Here is a 17,969-nt window from a genome sequence, read left to right as displayed (position 1 = left end):
GCAACTAAAAAAAGGGTTGGTACGGTTCCAAAGGTCTCTCATCGGCTTCACGGCCGCGGGGCTTACGCATGAATGATTTTCTTCCTCAGTTCACCCAGCAGCTCGTCAACGGGCTCACGCTGGGTGCGATCTATGCGCTGATCGCCATCGGCTACACGATGGTCTACGGCATCATCGGCATGATCAACTTCGCTCACGGCGAGATCTACATGATCGGCGCCTATGTGGGCCTCGTCACGCTCACGGCCATCGGCACCTCGGCGGGTTATCCGCTGCCGCTTGTGCTGGGCGCGGCGCTCATCGTCTCGGTGGTGGTCACCGGGCTCTACGGTTTCGCGGTCGAGCGCGTGGCGTACCGGCCGCTGCGCGGCGGGCCGCGCCTCGTGCCGCTCATCTCCGCCATCGGCATGTCGATCTTCCTGCAGAACTATGTGCAGATCGGGCAGGGCGCGCGCGACGTGTCCGTGCCGATGCTCATTTCCGGCGCGCTCGACTTCAACATGGGCGGCAACTTCGAAGTGACGGTTCCGTACTCGCGCATGCTGATCGTCGGCGTGACGCTCGTGCTGATGATCGCGCTCACGCTCTTCATCTCGCGCTCGCGCATGGGCCGCGCGTGCCGCGCCTGCGCGGAAGACATGAAGATGGCGAACCTGCTCGGCATCGACACGAACCGCGTGATCTCGTTCACCTTCGTGCTCGGCGCCATGCTCGCGGCGGTAGGCGGCGTGCTGATCGGCCTCACGATCGGCAAGCTCAATCCGTATATCGGCTTCATTGCGGGCATCAAGGCGTTTACGGCCGCGGTGCTGGGCGGTATCGGCAGCATTCCAGGCGCGATGCTCGGCGGCGTGCTGCTCGGTCTCGCCGAAACCTTCGCGTCGGGCTACATGCCTGCGGAGTACAAGGACGTCGTGGCCTTCGGCCTGCTCGTGCTCGTGCTGCTCTTCCGTCCCACCGGCCTGCTCGGCAAGCCGGACGTCGAAAAGGTGTGAGGTCGAAATGAGTCAGACTGTTTCGGTTCGCGTGGCAGCAGTTGGCCCGTCTTCGTCGCAAACGGTGAAAGGCGCGCTCGCCGCCGCCGTGGCGACCATCATCCTCACGGCACCCATTCTCGGCCTGCAACTCACGCTGGATGGCTATCAGGTCGTGCTGCAGCAGCACTGGCGCCCGGTGTGGATCGCGGCTGCCGTGGTGTTCGTGTTCCAGCTCGTCAAGCCGATGTTCGTGCGCGCCACGAGTCACGTACGCTTGCCCCGGGCCCCCGCGCTCGGCGCGCGTCAGCAGCGCGTGGCGATCTGGGTGCTGCTCGCGTTCGGCGCGGTGTTCCCGTTCCTCGGTTCGCGCGGTGCGATTGACGTGGCGACGCTCGCACTCATCTACGTGATTCTCGGCCTCGGCCTCAATATCGTGGTGGGTTTCGCGGGTCTGCTCGACCTCGGCTACGTGGGCTTCTACGCGGTGGGCGGCTATACGTATGCGCTGCTCAACCAGTACTTCGGCTTCACGTTCTGGGAGTGCCTGCCGCTCGCCGCGCTCGCCGCGGCCACCTTCGGTTTCGTGCTCGGCTTCCCGGTGCTGCGCCTGCGCGGCGACTATCTCGCCATCGTCACGCTCGGCTTCGGCGAGATCATCCGCCTGCTGCTCAACAACCTCACGAGCATCACAGGCGGCCCGGACGGCATCTCGAGCATTCCCAAGCCCACCGTGTTCGGCTTCGAAATGGCCCGCCACGCGAGCGTGGAAGGCGCGAAGACGTTCAACGAGCTGATCGGCATCGAGTACAGCGGCGAGCACATGGTGATCTTCCTGTACTTGCTCGCGCTCGTGCTGGTGGCGTTCACGCTGTTCGTCACGAGCCGCCTGCTGCGCATGCCGATGGGCCGCGCCTGGGAAGCGCTGCGTGAAGACGAGATCGCGTGCCGCTCGCTGGGTCTGAACCCCACGCGCATCAAGCTCTCGGCGTTCACGCTGGGCGCGTCGTTCGCGGGTCTCGCCGGTGCGTTCTTCGCGGCGCGCCAGGGGCTCGTGACGCCCGAGTCGTTCACCTTCATCGAGTCGGCGCTGATACTCGCCGTGGTGGTGCTGGGCGGCATGGGCTCGCAGCTGGGCGTCGTGCTCGCCGCCATCCTGCTCACGGTGCTGCCCGAAGTGGCGCGCGGCTTTGCCGAGTACCGCATGCTGATCTTCGGTCTGGTGATGGTGCTGATGATGATGTGGCGTCCGCAGGGCCTGTTGCCCGCGAGCCGTCCGCACGTGGAGTTGCCGCAATGAGCGCACAGGCGTTGTTGAAAGTAGCCGGCCTGCAGATGCGCTTCGGCGGTCTGCTGGCCGTGGACGGCATCGACTTCGACGTGCGTCCGAACGAAGTGTTCGCGATCATCGGGCCGAACGGCGCGGGCAAGACCACGGTGTTCAACTGCGTGGGCGGCTTCTACAAGCCCACGGCGGGCGACATCGTGCTCGAAGGCCATGCCATTACCGGCCAGCCGAGCCACCAGGTCGCGCGCCGCGGCCTCGTGCGCACGTTCCAGAACATTCGCCTCTTCAAGCAGCTGACGGTGCTGGAAAACCTCATGGTTGCCCAGCACCTGAAGGTCAACCGCAACATGCTGAGCGGCCTGTTCGCAACGCCCGCGTATCGCCGCGCCGAACGCGCCGCGCTCGAGCGCGCCGCCTACTGGCTCGAGCGCGTGGGCCTGAAGCAGGTCGCGAACCGCGAGGCGGGCACGCTGTCGTACGGCCATCAGCGCCGGCTCGAAATCGCGCGCTGCATGATTACCGATCCGCGTCTGTTGATGCTCGACGAACCCGCGGCGGGCCTGAACCCGCAGGAAAAGGTCGAGCTGCAGCAGATGGTCGATGGCTTGCGCAACGAGTTCGGAATCTCCGTACTCCTGATCGAACACGACATGAGCCTCGTGATGGGCGTGTCGGACCGCATCCTGGTGATGGAGCACGGCAAGCCGATCATGATCGGCAAACCCGACGAAGTGCGCAACGACCCGCGCGTGATCAAGGCCTATCTCGGAGAGGACTGATGCTGAAGCTGGAAAAGGTCCATACCCACTACGGCGCGGTGGAAGCGCTGGCGGGCGTGTCGATCGAAGTGAACAAGGGCGAGATCGTCACGCTGATCGGCAGCAACGGCGCCGGCAAAACCACGCTCATGATGACCGTGTGCGGCACGCCGCGCGCATCGGCTGGGAAAGTGACGTTCGAAGGCGAGGACATCACGCGCATGCCCACGCATGAAATCATGCGCAAGGGCATGGCGATTTCGCCGGAGGGCCGCCGCGTGTTCCCGAGCCTCACGGTGCTCGAAAATCTGCAGATGGGCGGCTTCTTCGCCTCGCAGCACGAGATCGATGCGGGCATCGAGCACGTGTTCAAGCTGTTTCCGCGCCTGAACCAGCGTGCGAAGCAGCGTGCGGGCACGATGTCGGGCGGCGAGCAGCAGATGCTCGCCATCGGCCGCGCGCTCATGAGCAAGCCGCGTTTGCTGCTGCTCGACGAGCCCACGCTCGGCCTCGCGCCGCTCGTGATCGCGCAGATCTTCGACATCATCCGCACGATTCGCGAAGAGGGCGTGACGGTGTTCCTCGTCGAGCAGAACGCGAACAAGGCGCTGCATGTGGCCGATCGCGGCTATGTGCTCGAAACCGGACGCGTGGTGCTCGCCGACAGCGCCGACAATCTGCTCGCCAACGACAACATCAAGCGCGCCTATCTGGGCGGTTGATCGCCGCGGACAAGACCGCGCTGCGGCCCGCGCCATCCGCGTTCATCGAACGCGGGATGCGCGGGCCGCTTCTTTTTGCGTCGACGAAATGTCGAATCAATCGCCGCGTGCAATCGCAAGCTGCGCGATCAAACGCATCAGCTCGGCCTGGCGGCGCGTGGTGGTTTTCGCGAACACGTGATGCAGATGCGTGCGCACGGTCGAGGGCAGCACCTGCAGCGCTTCGGCCACGTCTTTCGGGTTGAGGCCCTTGCCGACCTCGCAGGCCACGCGCGCTTCCGCGGGCGTGAGGCCGAACAGCGCGATGAGCCGCGTTTCCACGCCGCGCCGCGACGACTGCGGATCGATCACGATGAGCATGGCCGTGCCGGCGCGCGCGCCGTGGGCGAAGTAGTCGGCGTGACGGTGCTCGCCTAGCGGCGAAATGAGCGCTTGCAGCGGTTCGTCGGGTGGCTGGCGGGCGATCAGCATTGCGCCGCCGCTGCGCCCGCGCACGTCGCGCCCGGTCGCTCGCGCGATCAGTGAGCGCAACTGCTGGGTGGCGGCAGCGGTGGTGGCGCTGAGTGCGGCGTGTTCGGTGCGCAACCCGTTTGCGCGGGCGAGCTGCGCCGTGGCGGCGCGATTCGCGAACACGATGTGCGCGTCGCCGTCGACGATCAGCACGCCATGCGCGAGCGCGTCGAGTGCGTCCGCGGGGGCATTCGCGCTTTGATCGCGCGAGGCGAGGGTGCGGGCCGTGTGGCGCTGCACGCGCAAGGCATTGCGCAGATGCGGCAGCAGCGTGCGCAGCGCATCCAGTTCGTCTTCGCTATAGAAGCGCGTTTCATGGCGCAGCGCGCCGAGTACGGCAGCCATGTCGCCTTCGCGCAGCACGTTCGCGAAGGCCACCGTGTAGAAGCGCTGCGGGCGCACCCACTCCTGCACGAAGGCGCTGCGTTGCAGACTCCCCTGCGGGTGGATCATCGTGTCGGTGACGAGCGTGCCGGCGGCCCAGCGGCGCACCTGCGGCACGAGCGGATCGAAGCTCCCGTAGTGCTGCGCGTACGATTGGGCGAACGACGCGTCGATGCCGTCCCACTCGGCGAGCGAGAACGTGCTTTCGGGCGGCAGCATGGTGAGATTGACGTGTTGCGCGCTGATGCGCTGCGCAATGCGCGCGCACACATCGGGCCAGCGTTGCGCGTCGAAGCCGGCATCGTAGATCGCGTCGATCAGGCCGCCGGTATCATCCGGCTCGCCGTACCGCACGCGCGTGCTGTGTGCCACAGTATCGATAGCCGCGGCGTGTGCGGCCGTGGTGGGCCCCATGGTGGTCTCCGGGCTGAAATTTATTAACGGCAGAAGGCCTCAGGGCAGGCCGCGCGAGGTTACATATAGGGCCATGTGGCACTGCAGCGACGCGAGGGGGCGCTCAGGGCGCAAATCCACGTTTGCAAACGGCAGGCGGGAGGGGATGCACTGCAACATCCCGGGGTACCTATTCTGAATGAATAGACGATAAAACCTACGATTCGCTTTCGTCGGGCGAGATTTCGGGTTTCGTTACATCCGATGCATACCAGGTACTGGACAAGCGCGCCGCGCTCACGATAATTGAGCGTCCAAACAGGCGCGCCGCACGGGGAAAAGGCGGTGCGCGCCAGTGAAAGTCAGAGATAGCGGAGAGTCTTTGGATGTCTGAAGAGTACGAAGTGCATGGGCCGCACGACCACGCGGTCGAACACGCCGCGGCGGGCCATGGCGGGCACGGTGAGGGCGATCCGTTTCCGGGCCGCATGGCGGTGATGACGGCCATCCTCGCTTCGATTGGAGCGATCTTTGCCTATCAGAGCGGCAACAGCGAGAACCAGGCGCTCTATTACAAGAACGAAGCGGCGATCCGCAAGACCGAAGCCGCGAATCAATGGGCTTACTATCAGGCGAAGGGCGAGAAACAGAATCTGGCGGAGCTGGGCGCGCAACTCTCGGCGCTCGCGCCGAATTCGGACGCCGCGCAGAAGCGTTTCGCCGCCGACGCCGACCGCTATCGCCAGCAGAAGGAGCCGATCCGCGCCAAGGCCGAGGCGCTCGAAAAAATCGTCGAGCAGGACGATGCGCTGAGCGAGCACGTGCTGCACGGCCATCATCGCTGGGCTCAGGCCACGACGCTCATCCAGATCTCGATCGCGCTCACGGCGATTACGCTGCTCACGCGGCGGCGCTGGCTGCTCAATACGTCGGTGGGCGTCGCCATCGTCGGGGTGGGGCTGGGCGCGATGGCGTTCTTCGGCGGCTGAGCGCTCACCCGCCGCACACGATCGCCGTGAGCAGCAGCGGCACGACCGATTGCACGGTCGCGTCGCTGTTGGCTTCGCGCACGCGCGAGCGCACCTTTTCCGCGGGCGCGGACACGACCACGCCGTAGAGCGGCGAGGTGATCTCCTTGCCGGCGCCGCGCTTGAAGAGCGTGTCGTCGCGGTCGTAGCCGAGCACCACGTAGATGGGGAAGCCGAACGCGCTCAGGCGGGTGCCGCGCACGGGGCTGAACGCGTTGACCGAATTCGCTTCCACGCGGCTCGGCTGGGGATCGATGGATTTTTCGTCAATCAGCGACGAAATGAACGTGTGGGGATCGGACTTGCAGTCGAACTGCTGGTCGTGTGCGGCGGATTGCGTGGATTGCGCATGCGCGGCCACCGGGACCAGCAGGGCGGCAAAAGCGGCAAGGCCGCTCAGCGCGTTCCGCAGCGTGTTGGCCGGGAACGCGAGTATCACGGGAGTGTGGCGCTTGGTCATGGCTACGAGCAGCAATGCCGGGAGAAGACCGGTTGATTCCATTCGACAGCCGGACTTCGTTCGTGTTCAAAGCTTACGGCACATAAATTGCGCGGGCGGTGCGCCCGCGCACCTCCGCATACCGGATCGGGGCGGCTAGAGCATCGACTTCGCCTGGCTCAGGATCTTGTCGCAGACCTGCTTCGTGGCCTCCTCCTTGAGCCCGCCGCCCGTGAGGTCGAGCTTTTGTCCGTTGCCGGCCGTGAGGATGCCGCTCGTGCCCTGCGTATAGCCGCTATCCGTCGTGTTCGCGCCGCCGGGCAGCTTGCCGAGCAGCGAGTCCTTCACGTTGCTCGCGGCGTCGGCGTTGAGGTAATTGTTCTTGATGCAGTACTGCAGAACGCCGGTGACATTGCCGAGACTGTTCGAGGTGAGCGAGGGCGCCGATAGCGAGTTGCCGAGGCCGCCCAGATTGCCGAGCGCGCCCTGTGCCGAACCGCTGTTGCTGCCGCCTTGGTTGAGCAGGTTGCCGAGCTGCGCCTGTGCGGCGCCCCAGGGGGCGAGCAGCGCCACGGTCAGGGTGGCCATCAAGGCCGTGGCGACGCCCGGCGTGGCGACGCGCGGAACAGAGGTTTGCATACCCGAATCTCCGTGGTGGTCCAGTGCGCCCTTACTATAGACGGATTCGTTTACCCGGCTTCGCTACGTGACGCCGCACGAGCGTTCGGTTAGCGGCGGTGCAACCGGTGCGAAGTGCGACCGCCGGGTCTCGCGTGAAGGTTTCATGATGCGTCTGATGATTTCATCGCCATGTCATTTGTTGCGGGCACAACGACAGCGCTGCAGGAGCAAACCTGGCGTCCGCCGGGGCGGATGTGTCTTAAGTGGTATGCATGCGTTCGGAATTGTGTAGGGCACACAGCGTGTGCCGGCTACGCAACGATTGAACCTGTTACAAGTGTATCTGCGCTGTAAAACACTGCGTTTTCAGGCCTTTTTCGGCGATCTTCCCGGCTATTCAAGGTGGAGATTGTTTCTAACCGTAACACTTATTACGGCCCTCCTCATCGGCTGGTTTCAGGTGGTATGCTTCCTGCACAAATTCTCCCTTGCACGAGTGAGACCACGTGTATTGCGTCAATACAGTGAAAGAACGCACTGCCAGAGTGCGCATCGCGACGCAAATGAACACGTCATACAAGCATATGGTGCAACCGAGCTAGCCAAGGCGGGCAACAAGATCCGCAAGCCAGTGCTCCGTCACTGCAGCCCCGGTCCGGCTGCGTGGAGAACAGCATGAATTTCGAAGAACTGAGCGACGACGAGTGGATGCAGGTGTCTTCGCTCGTGTCAGATGAACCTCCAATCAGACTCAACCGGCGCGGCCGCCCTCGTGCCGAGCCGCGTGTCGTGGCCAATGCCGTCCTCTGGATTCTCACCACCGGTGAGTCGTGGTCGCGTTTGCCCGCGCGTTATCCGTCCGGGCCTACCTGCCGTCGTCGTTTCGAGGAATGGCACGGTAGCGGCACGCTGATCGAACTGGTCGAGCTGCTCTCGCAGCGCGGCCGCAAGTTCGTTTATGTGCCGCAGCCGGCGCAGGCCGATGCGCAACCCGTTGCAGTCGCAGTCGAAGAAGTCGCCGAGGACGATGGCCAGCCGGCCGTGTTCTGGAAGAGCCCCGAAGCCTGGCAGGCGCCCGCTGCGCTCGCCGACGCGCCGCTTGCCGATCCCATGGAAAGCATGATGCGTCAGCTCGCGGGCGGCGAACCGGCATTGCCCGTTTCGATCGACGCGCCTGTCGTGTCGGCCGCAACGAGTGCAACGACTGTTGCGAGTGCGACGCGTTCGCAAAACGATGCGCCGTTCGCGCCGTTCTCGCCTTCCCGCGTGAGCAAGCCCGTTGCGACTCGCGCGATGCCGCGCGATGCGTCGCATCGCAGCGCGCACCCGGCGGGCGGCGTGGTGCAGGTCGCGGAATGGCGCGGCTACACGATGAGCCTCACCGTGCAGCCCGTGCGCAACCGCATGTTCCGCGGCGCCGTGGAAATTCTCAAGGACGGCAAGCGCATCGAGCGCTCGGGCCTGATCGGGCCGCCGTTCCAGGATCGCGAATCGGCGCGCAATTTCGCCTTCGACTGGGCGCGTGAATGGCTCGATCGCGAAGGCATGGCCGAGTCCGCGTCCGGCGCTACGTGGCCGGGTTCGGCTCTCGCCAGGCATGCCGCGTCGAAGGGCGCTGCACAGAGCGCTTCGCAAACGGCGTTGCCCGCTGCCGCACCGCACGCTTCCATCCAGGCGCCAGGCGTGACGCGGGGCGATCCGTCCAATGCCGCCGCCGCACGCGCGTTGCCTGCGGCCGTGCCGGGCAGCGTGCGGCTCGCGCCGCTGCCAGCACCGGTGCAGCGTTACACGGCTACGGGCGCACTGCTCACGGGCAACGAAGCGCGCGAAGCCAATACGTCGTCGTCCGGCACTGCCGAGCGACGCACCGTCGGCACCACCGGAACGCGCTACCGCACGCTTTCGCGCTGATCCTGCAAGGCCGCGCGCATTGCGCGCGCGGCCTTCCTGCATTGCCTTTCCTGCTTGCTTCACTGCCTGCCGTACTGATCGTCGAGACGCACGATATCGTCTTCACCGAGATACGAGCCCGACTGCACCTCGATGATCTCGAGCGGCATCTTGCCGGGATTTTCCAGTCGATGCGACACGCCGAGCGGGATGTACGCTGACTCGTTTTCCGAAACGATGAAGCGTTCTTCCCCACGCGTGACGAGCGCGGTGCCGCGGACGACGACCCAATGCTCGGCGCGATGGTGGTGCATCTGCAGCGAGAGGCGTGCGCCCGGTTCGACCACGATCCGCTTGACCTGGAAGCGCTCGCCGCTGTCCACGCTGTCGTAGTGACCCCACGGGCGATGCACGAGGCGGTGCGCCACGGCTTCGGTGCGGCGTTCCTGCTTCAGGCGCTGCACGATCTTCTTGACGTCCTGGGCGCGCGAGCGGTCGGCGACGAGCAGGGCGTCCGGGGTCTCCACGACCACGAGGTCCCTGGTGCCGAGGCAGGCCACGAGCCGGCCGTCCGAATGCGCGAAGGTGTCGCTGGCGCCTTCGAACATCACGCGGCCGTGCGCGACGTTGCCTTCGTCGTCCTTGGGCGAAACCTGCCAGACGGTGTCCCATGAACCGAGGTCGGTCCAGCCGGCCATGAGCGGCACGACCACGCCGCTTGCGATCGTCGGGTCGCCGGCGAGCGGTTCCATCACGGCGTAGTCGATCGAGTTCGACGGCGAACGTGCGAACGCTTCGCTATCTACGCGGAAGAAGTCGCCGTCTGCCTTGCCGTGCTCGATCGATTCCGCGCATGCAGAGTAGATGGCTGGATGGAAATGGCGAATCGCCTTGAGCCATGTCGATGCGCGCACGATGAAAATGCCGCTGTTCCACCAGTAGCGCTGCGAAGCGACGTACTGCTGCGCCAGCTCGAAATAGGGCTTTTCGACGAAGCCGTTCAGACGCCGCGCGCCGTTGGGTTCGGCGTTCGCGAGCGGCTCGCCCACGTGAATGTAGCCATAGCCCACTTCGGGATGCGTGGGCACGATGCCCATCGTCACGATCTGGCCGTTCGCCGCATGACGCACGCCTTCTGCCACGGTGTTCTGGAAGGCTTCGAGGTCGGCAAGCGCGTGGTCGGCCGGCATCACCACGAGAATGCCGTCTTCCTGCTTCGCCACCACCGACATCGCGGCGATCGTGAGCGCGGGCGCCGTATCGCGGCCCACGGGTTCGAGAATCAGACGCGCCTGCTTGCCCGCGGCGCGAACCTGGTCGGCGGTGGTGAAACGATGTTCTTCATTGCAGACGATCAGCAACTCTTCTGCGAGCGTCACGCGCTCGGCGAGCGCATCGAGGCGGCCCGCGGTGTTGGCCAGCAGCGACTGCTCGCCAACGAGGTTGATCATCTGCTTCGGATATTGCTCGCGCGACAGTGGCCACAGCCGCGAGCCCGCGCCGCCCGCAAGCACCACAGGGCACACCTGCAATGCACTGCGCGTTTCGGCACGCGTCTGCGACGCGTTTGCCGATGCCGTAGCGGAACCCGTATCCGTCATCTCGCTCTCCTGAAAAAGGTATCGGTGATGCGATTTGTAGCATGCTTAAAATCGTCATAAATAGATTCGTAAAGAAGAAAACGGAAAATATTCGAATTAAATTTAAATCACGCTTCCGTCACAGCGAAATTCCGATAAAAAATTCAATAAAAATTCCGTTGCCGACCGCCGCAATTTCTTGTCGGAACCCAAAATCCGGCGACCAGGCAGGAAAAATCTGCCGGAATGACCGGGGTTGCGAGCCAGTATGGGTGTGTGTTTCGGCAATCTTTGCCGACAAAAGTCGCGAAAAATTGACCCGAAAGGGGCGAAACAATTGGAGATACTTTTGAGGCTTGCGGCCGGAATTTTTATCGCGCCTTATTAGGGTTTATTCGGATCAGAATTCGCGACGCCAGACGTTTTTCGCAGCGACGCAGTCCCAGAAACTTTTGAAGCGACCGGCCATGATTTGCAGCGCGTGGCCGCGTTTCATTTTTTAAACCCGAGGTGCCGGACATGCTCAGCGTTCTAGCCAGAATTTTCGACGTTGCCGCCATTGCCGCTGGAGCGCTGCTCGCGGCCGCCTTGCACCGTGGCCAGTTCGTGCCGCTCACCGACGCGGAGAGCGTGGCGCTCGCGTTCAACTGCGTGCTCGCGATCTGGATGTTCCCGGCGTTCGGGATCTACAAGTCGTGGCGCGGCAAGTCGCTCTACGCCCTCTTTGCCCGCGTGTGCGCCGCCTGGCTCGCCGTGGAGGGCACGGGCATCCTGCTGAGCTTCAGCCTGCACCGCGCCGATTCGCTCTCGCGCCTGTGGCTCGCGTACTGGGTCGTCGCCTCGGTGGCGCTCCTGATCGTCTCGAAGGCGCTCGTGCACATGGTGCTGCGTGGCATTCGCCGCGAGGGCTACAACCAGAAGGCCGTGGCGGTGGTGGGCGGCCCGCGCTACGGGCGCTTCCTGATCGAGCACATGCGTTTTCACCCGGAGGCGGGCTTTCACCCGGCCCTCGTGTTCGACGAGGACAGCGACGCGGACGGCGACGCGGCAATCGACGGCGTGCCCGTGGAGCGCAACCTCCAGGCGATGCTCGAATTCGTGCGCAAGAACGAGGTCCGCGAGCTGTGGCTCGCCTTGCCGATCACCAAGGAGCGCACGATCCATCGCATCGTGACGGCCTTGCGCAACGACTTCGTGAACATCCGTTTCATCCCGGACGTGCGCAGCCTGTCGTTCTTCAGCCAGCCCGTGGTCGACCTGCTCGGCGTGCCGGCCATCAATCTCGCGGCCTCGCCGGTCACGGATCTGCGCGTGCTGCCCAAGCGCTTGTTCGACATCGTGTTCGCGGGCGGCGTGCTGGTCGCGCTGGCGCCGCTGCTGGCGGTCATTGCGCTCGCCGTGAAGCTCACCTCGAAGGGTCCGGTGTTCTTCAAGCAGCGCCGCAAGGGGCTCGATGGCAACGAGTTCGAAATCTACAAGTTCCGCTCGATGAAGGTCCATGCGGAAGTCGCGGGGCAGATCACCCAGGCGCGCCGCAACGATCCGCGCGTGACGCGCGTGGGCGCGTTCCTGCGCCGCACGAGCCTCGACGAGCTGCCGCAGTTCATCAACGTGCTCAAGGGCGAGATGTCGGTGGTGGGTCCGCGCCCGCACGCGCTGGCCCACGACGACATCTACAAGGACCTCGTGCGCGGCTACATGGCGCGCTATCGGATCAAGCCGGGCATCACGGGCTGGGCGCAGGTCAACGGCTTTCGCGGCGAGACCGATCGCGTGGAAAAGATGCGCGACCGCGTGCGCTTCGATCTGCACTACATGCAGCACTGGAGCTTCGCGCTCGACCTGCGCATCGTGGCGATGACCATGTGGAAGGGCTTCGCAGGCCAGAACGCATATTGAGGCGAAGCGAGTGCGCGCGATGCAGATGTGCGCAACGTTTCGCGTGACATGAAGAATCAATCACTTTTGAGGTGGGCATGAATCTGACGATCATTGGCAGCGGTTATGTGGGTCTCGTGACGGGCGCCTGTCTTGCCGACATTGGCAACGACGTGTTTTGCCTCGACGTCGACGAACGCAAGATCGACCTGCTCAATCAGGGCATCGTGCCGATTCACGAGCCGGGCCTGAAGGAAATCATCGAGCGCAACGTGCGCTCGCGCCGGCTGAAGTTCTCGACCGACGTGGAAGCGGCGGTCGCGCACGGCGACGTGCAGTTCATCGCCGTGGGCACGCCGCCTGACGAAGACGGCTCCGCCGACCTGCAATACGTGCTGGCGGCCGCGCGCAACATCGGCCGCCACATGACCGGTTTCAAGGTGGTGGTGGACAAGTCCACGGTGCCGGTCGGCACGGCCGCGCTCGTGCACGATGCGATCGCCTCCGAACTGCGCAAGCGCGGCGAGAGCCACATGTTCTCGGTGGTCTCGAACCCCGAGTTCCTCAAGGAAGGCGCGGCAGTCGAGGACTTCGCGCGGCCCGACCGCATCGTGCTGGGCTGCAACGACGACGTGCCCGGCGAGCGCGCGAAAGAGGTGATGAAGCGGCTCTATGCGCCGTTCAACCGCAATCACGAGCGCACGCTCTACATGGACGTGCATTCGGCCGAATTCACCAAGTACGCGGCCAATGCCATGCTCGCCACGCGCATTTCGTTCATGAACGAACTCGCGAATCTCGCCGACCGCGTGGGCGCCGATATCGAGGCCGTGCGCCGCGGCGTGGGCTCGGACCCGCGCATCGGCTACGACTTTCTCTATGCGGGCTGCGGCTACGGCGGCTCGTGCTTCCCGAAAGATGTGAAGGCGCTCATGCGCACTGCCGAGGATTTCGGCGAGCCGCTGCAGATCCTGCGCGCCGTGGAGTCCGTCAATGAAGCGCAGAAGCAGGTGCTCGCACAGAAGATCGTTACGCGCTTCGGCTCCGACCTCACGGGCCGCACGTTCGGCGTCTGGGGGCTCGCGTTCAAGCCGAACACCGACGACATGCGCGAGGCGCCGAGCCGCACGCTCATCGCCGAACTGCTCGCGCGCGGCGCCACGGTCAAGGCTTACGACCCGGTCGCGACCGCCGAGGCGCAGCGCGTACTCGCGCTCGATCTCGCGCACGCGCCGGAACATCAGGCGCGGCTGTCGTTCGTGAACGACGCGATGGAGGCCGCAAGCGAAGCCGATGCCGTGGTGGTCGCCACCGAATGGAAGGTCTTCAAGGCGCCCGATTTCGAAACGCTCAAGTCGCAGCTGAAGATGCCGATCGTGTTCGACGGCCGCAATCTGTACGAGCCGTCGGCGCTGCAGGAACTTGGCATCGAGTACCACGCCGTGGGCCGCGCCAGCGCGACCCAGGCGAGCCGCGCGCGCGCCGAAACCGCCGCGACGCAGGCGCTGGCCTGAGCGTTGCCGGGCTTCGTGCATAGCGTCATGTAAAGGAAGGGAGTCACGCGATCATGATCAAGAACGTGCTCATCGTCTGCCACGCCAACGTCTGCCGCTCGCCGGCGGCGGAGCAGCTCTTTCGCGAGCGTCTGAGCGAGCAGACAGGCTCACGGCCGGAATCGTTTCAATCGGCGGGCCTGCGTGCGCGCGATGGCGACGACATGGACCCCGTGATGCAGTGGCTCCTTGCCGAGCGCGGCGTGAAGGTCGGCGGCCACCAGTCGCGCCGCCTCACCAGCCGCCTCGTGCGCTCGGCGGACCTCGTGCTCGTGACCGAGCGCCGCCAGGTCGCCGCGGTCGAGCGCATTGAACCCACCGCGCGCGGCAAGGTGTACGCGCTCGGTAATTGGGAGAACTCTGATGTCAGCGATCCGCATGGGCTCCATGAGTCCGCGTATCGCCAGAGTCTTGAATTGATGGATCGTATGGTTAAGGGATGGTTGAGCCGAATATGCCAATGACAAAACTGAAACTGACGGCTGTGGTCGCGTTGAGCGTCTTCGTTTCCGCGTGCGCGACGGCGCCCGGCAATTATCTCGACACGTCGAGCCTGAAAGAACAGCCGAACAACCAGCCGCAGCAGCAATTCAACGTGACGCTCATCACGCAGCAAGTCGTGCTGCAGCAGGCGCAAGCGGCCGCAGCCCAGCCGAAGGCGCCGCTGCCGCCCTCGAAGTTCTCGAGCGCTGCCGACTACACCTATCACATCGCGCCGCAGGACATTCTCGGCGTGACCGTGTTCGATCACCCCGAGCTGTCGACGCCGCAGGGCTCGACGTTCTCCACGGGCGGCAACACGACGCAGACGGTGGGGCAGGCGCTCACGCAGCCGTATACCAACGCGCTGCCGGGCCAGGCCGACCCGTACGGACAGACCGTGGCCAAGGACGGCACGATCTTCTTCCCGTTCGTGGGCCGCATCATGGCTGCGGGCAAGACGCCCGGCCAGATCCGCGACCAGCTCGCGTCCGGCCTCGGCCCTTACGTGAAGAACCCGCAGGTGGACGTGCGCGTGCTCGCGTACCGCAGCCAGAAGGTGCAGATCACGGGCGACGTGAAGACGCCGGGCCCGCTCTCGATGAGCGACGTGCCGCTCACGCTGGTGGACGCCATCACGCGCTCGGGCGGCACGACCGACAACGCCGACATCAACCGCGTGCGCCTCACGCGCAACGGCAAGCTGTACATCCTCGATGCGAACCGCATGCTCGACGGCGGCGATTCGACTCAGAACGTGCTGCTGCAGGACGGCGACGTCATCAATATTCCGGATCGTTCGGACAGCAGAATTTTCGTGATGGGCGAAGTGAAGACGCCGCTGCAGACGAACCTGATTCGCGGCGACCTCACGATCGCCGACGCGCTCACCCAGGCGGGCGGCATTCTCGATACCGACGCGAACCCGCGCCAGATCTTCGTGATGCGTGGCATGAAGGACAACCCAACGCAGCCCGAGATCTACCGTCTCGACATGACCAAGCCCGACGCGATCATGCTTTCGTCGCAGTTCCAGCTCAAGCCGCTGGATGTGGTGTACGTGGGCACGGCCGCTTCGACGACCTTCAACCGTGTGTTGCAGCAGGTGCTGCCGACCATCCAGACCGTCTTCTATCTGAAGCAGATCGCGAAGTAACAGCGTGATCGAAGCGCTTCGAAAGAAGATGCAGGAGCAACACTTAAACAACGGGATTGAATCGTGACCATACAAGCCAATAGCCAGGCGGCCCCGGCGGCCCGCACCGAGGAAGAGGACGTCGTCCTCGGCCAGTTGCTGCGCGTCATCATCGACGACATCGGTTGGCTCATCGCGATCGCGGCGGCGGTGATCGCCATGGCCGTGTTCTACTGCTTCATCGCCAAGCCGGTCTACACGGCGGACACCCAGGTTCGCGTGGAGCCTTCCGACTACACGTCGCAGGCCCTCACGCAAACGCAAACCGGCGCGAACATCAGCTCGGGATCGTCGACGGGCAGTCTGCCCACCGACGCCGAGATCCAGATGATCAAGAGCCGCAGCGTGGTCGAGCCGGTGGTGAAGCAGTTCAAGCTGAACACCACCGTCACGCCGGTCATGCTGCCGCTGATCGGCAGCCTGTCCGCGCGTCTCGCGACGCCGGGCACGCCCGCGCGTCCGTGGTTCGGGTTGAGCAACTGGCTCAGCAACTTTGCCTGGGGCGGCGAAGTCATCAACATCGACTCGATCGAGGTTACGCCCGAGCTCGAAGGCAAGAAGCTCACGCTCACCGCGCTCGACAACGACCGCTACGTCGTTTCGACGCCGGACGGCGCGCGCCTGCTCGAAGGCACCGTCGGCCAGGTCGAGCAGGGCGGCGGCGTCAAGCTGCTCGTCAACAAGCTCGTTGCGCGTCCGGGCACCCGCTTCAAGGTCGTGCGCCTGAATGACCTCGACGCGATCAGCGGCTTCCAGAACGCGATCCAGGTCCAGGAGCAGGGCAAGCAAACGGGCGTGATAGACATCTCGCTCGAAGACAACGACCCCGAGCACGCGGCGGCCATTGCGAACGCGGTGGCGCAGTCGTACCTGCGCGAGCACGTGGCGACCAAGCAGGCCGACGCGAGCAAGATGCTCGACTTCCTGCGCAGCGAACAGCCGCGCCTGAAGTCGGATCTCGAGAACGCAGAAGCGGCGCTCACGGCTTACCAGAGCAAGTCCGGATCGATCAACGCAAGCGACGAAGCGAAGATCTATCTCGACGGCAGCGTGCAGTACGAGCAGCAGATCTCGGCGCTGCAACTGCAGATCGCCTCGCTCCAGCAGCGCTTCGGCGACCAGCACCCGGTGCTGGTCGCGGCGCGCCAGCAGCTCGCGCAGCTGCAGGGCGAGCGTGCGAAGTACGACACGAAGTTCCGCGACCTGCCGGCCACGGAAGTGAAGGCCGTGCAGCTGCAGCGTGACGCGAAGGTGGCCGAGGACATCTACGTGCTGCTGCTCAACCGCATCCAGGAGCTTTCGGTGCAGCGCGTGGGCACGGGCGGCAACGTGCATATCGTCGATCCGGCCCTGCGCCCCGGCAACCCGTCGAAGCCCAAGAAGCTGCTGATCGTCTCGGCGGCGTCGCTGCTCGGCGTCATTCTCGGCACGGGCTTCGTGCTCATGCGCCGCAACATGTTCAAGGGCATCGTCGATCCGGATCAGATCGAGCGCTCGTTCCAGCTGCCCGTGTACGGTCTCGTGCCGCTTTCGCAGGAGCAGCTGGCGCTCGAAAAGCGCGCCCCGGTGCGCGGCGGCACGCGTCTGCGTGAAGTGCTCGCGAACTCGCGCCCGAAGGACCTCACGGTCGAAAGCCTGCGTAGCCTGCGCACCTCGCTGCAGTTCAGCGTGATGGACGCGCGCAATCGCGTCGTCATGCTGACGGGTTCGGTGCCGGGCGTGGGCAAGAGCTTCCTGACCGCGAACCTCGCCGTGCTGCTCGCGCATTCGGGCAAGCGCGTGCTGATGATCGACGGCGACATGCGCCGCGGCGCGCTCGAGCGCCATCTGGGCGGCCCCCAGGAAAACGGCTTCTCCGAGCTGCTCTCGGGGCAGATTTCGCTGGACGAGGCAATTCGCGCGACCGAAGTGGACAACCTGCACTTCATGTCGTGCGGCCGCCGTCCGCCCAACCCGTCCGAGCTGCTGATGTCGCCGCGTCTGGGCCAGTACCTCGAAGGCCTGTCGAACCGCTACGACGTGCTGCTCATCGACACGCCGCCGGTACTTGCCGTGACCGACGCCGCCATCATCGGCGGCCATGCGGGCTCGACGTTCCTCGTGCTGCGTTCGGGCATGCACACCGAAGGCGAAATCGCCGACGCGCTCAAGCGTCTGCGCAATGCCGGCGTGCGGGTGCAGGGCGGCGTGTTCAACGGCGTGCCGGCGCGTACGCGCGGCAACTACGGCTATGGCTACGCGAACGTGCGCGAGTACCTGAGCGCATGACGCAAACG

The 17,969-nt window shown here is 64.9% G+C and carries 15 protein-coding genes; 11 read left to right on the top strand and 4 right to left on the bottom strand.

The features are described 5' to 3' along the window. Positions 1 to 68 precede the first annotated feature (68 nt). Genes livH through AB4Y44_RS15305 form a run of 4 tightly spaced genes read left to right on the top strand, consistent with a single transcriptional unit; the run spans position 69 to position 3,742 of the window. Positions 69 to 995: a high-affinity branched-chain amino acid ABC transporter permease LivH gene (gene livH / locus AB4Y44_RS15320; protein WP_069266061.1), complete on the top strand. Its 927-nt coding sequence runs from the start codon at positions 69 to 71 to the stop codon at positions 993 to 995. 7 nt (positions 996 to 1,002) lie between these two features. Beyond that, positions 1,003 to 2,274 (top strand): high-affinity branched-chain amino acid ABC transporter permease LivM, encoded by a 1,272-nt coding sequence (locus tag AB4Y44_RS15315; RefSeq protein ID WP_342947146.1) that lies wholly within the window; start codon positions 1,003 to 1,005, stop codon positions 2,272 to 2,274. Next, positions 2,271 to 3,041 (top strand): high-affinity branched-chain amino acid ABC transporter ATP-binding protein LivG, encoded by a 771-nt coding sequence (gene livG, locus AB4Y44_RS15310; RefSeq protein ID WP_133180235.1) that lies wholly within the window; start codon positions 2,271 to 2,273, stop codon positions 3,039 to 3,041. Before AB4Y44_RS15315 ends, livG begins: the two co-directional genes overlap by 4 nt. Further along, positions 3,041 to 3,742 (top strand): ABC transporter ATP-binding protein, encoded by a 702-nt coding sequence (locus tag AB4Y44_RS15305; protein WP_028203114.1) that lies wholly within the window; start codon positions 3,041 to 3,043, stop codon positions 3,740 to 3,742. Before livG ends, AB4Y44_RS15305 begins: the two co-directional genes overlap by 1 nt. A 96-nt stretch (positions 3,743 to 3,838) precedes the next feature. Here AB4Y44_RS15305 and AB4Y44_RS15300 read toward each other — a convergent pair whose 3' ends face one another. Beyond that, positions 3,839 to 5,050, bottom strand: a complete 1,212-nt coding sequence (locus AB4Y44_RS15300; RefSeq protein WP_368700091.1) for a helix-turn-helix transcriptional regulator — start codon at positions 5,048 to 5,050, stop codon at positions 3,839 to 3,841. Positions 5,051 to 5,415: 365 nt separating this feature from the next. On the opposite strand from AB4Y44_RS15300, the gene AB4Y44_RS15295 reads away from it, so the two are divergent. Next, entirely contained in the window at positions 5,416 to 6,018 is a 603-nt protein-coding gene (locus tag AB4Y44_RS15295; RefSeq protein ID WP_342918696.1) for a DUF4337 domain-containing protein, read from the top strand. A gap of 4 nt (positions 6,019 to 6,022) precedes the next feature. Here AB4Y44_RS15295 and AB4Y44_RS15290 read toward each other — a convergent pair whose 3' ends face one another. Both AB4Y44_RS15290 and AB4Y44_RS15285 read right to left on the bottom strand, forming a co-directional pair. After that, positions 6,023 to 6,559, bottom strand: coding sequence for a hypothetical protein (locus AB4Y44_RS15290; protein ID WP_342918697.1), 537 nt, complete (start codon positions 6,557 to 6,559; stop codon positions 6,023 to 6,025). 93 nt (positions 6,560 to 6,652) lie between these two features. Continuing rightward, positions 6,653 to 7,084, bottom strand: coding sequence for a DUF2501 domain-containing protein (locus tag AB4Y44_RS15285; protein ID WP_342918862.1), 432 nt, complete (start codon positions 7,082 to 7,084; stop codon positions 6,653 to 6,655). A gap of 708 nt (positions 7,085 to 7,792) precedes the next feature. Between AB4Y44_RS15285 and AB4Y44_RS15280 the strand changes: the two genes are divergently transcribed. After that, complete coding sequence (locus AB4Y44_RS15280) at positions 7,793 to 9,028, top strand: transposase (protein WP_368700090.1); 1,236 nt, start codon at positions 7,793 to 7,795, stop codon at positions 9,026 to 9,028. 59 nt (positions 9,029 to 9,087) lie between these two features. Here AB4Y44_RS15280 and AB4Y44_RS15275 read toward each other — a convergent pair whose 3' ends face one another. Beyond that, positions 9,088 to 10,608: a mannose-1-phosphate guanylyltransferase/mannose-6-phosphate isomerase gene (locus AB4Y44_RS15275; RefSeq protein ID WP_342918699.1), complete on the bottom strand. Its 1,521-nt coding sequence runs from the start codon at positions 10,606 to 10,608 to the stop codon at positions 9,088 to 9,090. A gap of 498 nt (positions 10,609 to 11,106) precedes the next feature. On the opposite strand from AB4Y44_RS15275, the gene AB4Y44_RS15270 reads away from it, so the two are divergent. The 5 genes from AB4Y44_RS15270 (at position 11,107) to AB4Y44_RS15250 (ending at position 17,961) form a co-directional block, all read left to right on the top strand. Continuing rightward, positions 11,107 to 12,486 (top strand): undecaprenyl-phosphate glucose phosphotransferase, encoded by a 1,380-nt coding sequence (locus tag AB4Y44_RS15270; RefSeq protein WP_342918700.1) that lies wholly within the window; start codon positions 11,107 to 11,109, stop codon positions 12,484 to 12,486. A 77-nt stretch (positions 12,487 to 12,563) separates the two neighbouring features. Further along, positions 12,564 to 13,979 (top strand): UDP-glucose/GDP-mannose dehydrogenase family protein, encoded by a 1,416-nt coding sequence (locus tag AB4Y44_RS15265; RefSeq protein WP_368700089.1) that lies wholly within the window; start codon positions 12,564 to 12,566, stop codon positions 13,977 to 13,979. Between the two features lie 53 nt (positions 13,980 to 14,032). Then, the gene (locus tag AB4Y44_RS15260) at positions 14,033 to 14,482 is read left to right on the top strand and encodes a low molecular weight phosphotyrosine protein phosphatase (protein WP_133180215.1); all 450 of its coding nucleotides are present in this window, start codon (positions 14,033 to 14,035) and stop codon (positions 14,480 to 14,482) included. Continuing rightward, complete coding sequence (locus tag AB4Y44_RS15255) at positions 14,479 to 15,654, top strand: polysaccharide biosynthesis/export family protein (protein ID WP_133180213.1); 1,176 nt, start codon at positions 14,479 to 14,481, stop codon at positions 15,652 to 15,654. Before AB4Y44_RS15260 ends, AB4Y44_RS15255 begins: the two co-directional genes overlap by 4 nt. Before the next feature lie 60 nt (positions 15,655 to 15,714). After that, on the top strand, positions 15,715 to 17,961 hold the full coding sequence (locus AB4Y44_RS15250; RefSeq protein ID WP_342918863.1) for a polysaccharide biosynthesis tyrosine autokinase: 2,247 nt from the start codon (positions 15,715 to 15,717) through the stop codon (positions 17,959 to 17,961). The last annotated feature ends 8 nt before the right edge of the window (positions 17,962 to 17,969 follow it).

Origin of the sequence: Paraburkholderia sp. BR10937 (genome assembly GCF_040965695.1) — a bacterium.
In the GTDB taxonomy this organism is placed as follows: domain Bacteria; phylum Pseudomonadota; class Gammaproteobacteria; order Burkholderiales; family Burkholderiaceae; genus Paraburkholderia.
The sequence above is the reverse complement of the archived record's forward strand: the minus strand, read 5'-3'. Positions and strand labels throughout refer to the sequence as shown.